The sequence below is a fragment of the Alcanivorax sp. HI0044 genome (assembly GCF_001634945.1).
Window position 1 is genome coordinate 1 of the sequence record NZ_LWEZ01000790.1, and the last position, 695, is coordinate 695.

A 695-nucleotide genomic window follows, 5' to 3' on the forward strand; every position below is an offset into this window, starting at 1 on the left:
CCATTTATTGGGCAAAAAAACCGGCTAGAGGGGTAATACCGTTCACTTAAGGTTCTGTGCCATGCCTAAAGCCTTCGCGATGTAAACATCGCTTCCCACAACCTCCCTCAAACTTCGGGATTGGTGGGAAGTCATGCTCGCATGACGAAGATGTTGGCGTAGCGCTGCTTCTCTTAAGTGAACAGCATTGGGCTAGAAGGAGGCGTTATTGTGGCGACGATTACTTGTGCCATTTCCGCCTTGCGATAAAGCAGAGGGACAGGAAGGGCGAGGGAGCTTGCTTGCAAGCTCCCTCAGTGGCCGGCGGAGGGGTTAGCCCGCTCTGAGTTTGGGTTTGACGGTGATCAGCAGTGCTGGCAGCAGGGTGAGATTGCTGAGCAGGGCGACCAGCATGGCCAGGCCGGTGAGCAGGCCGAAGTAGACGGTGGGGTTGAAGCTGGACAGAGCAAGGATGGAGAAGCCGGCAATGATGGTGAGCGAGGTGTAGTACATCGCTTTACCGATGGAGCCATGGCAGCGCTTCATGGTGGCCACGTAGTCGTTGTCTTTGGGCAGTTCTTCGTGGAAGCGGTGGATGTAATGAATGGTGTCATCCACGGCGATGCCAATGGTGATGGCGGTGATGGTGATGGTCATCAGGTCCAGCGGCAGGCCGATCCAGCCCATCAGCCCGAGCACCAGGGATGCGGAGATCA

1 protein-coding gene is annotated in these 695 nt (G+C 56.3%); it reads right to left on the bottom strand.

All coding sequences use genetic code 11. The features are described 5' to 3' along the window. Positions 1-312 precede the first annotated feature (312 nt). Positions 313-695, bottom strand: a 383-nt coding sequence (locus tag A3730_RS09475) for an MMPL family transporter (protein WP_156501114.1), incomplete at its 5' end; no start/stop codon positions are given.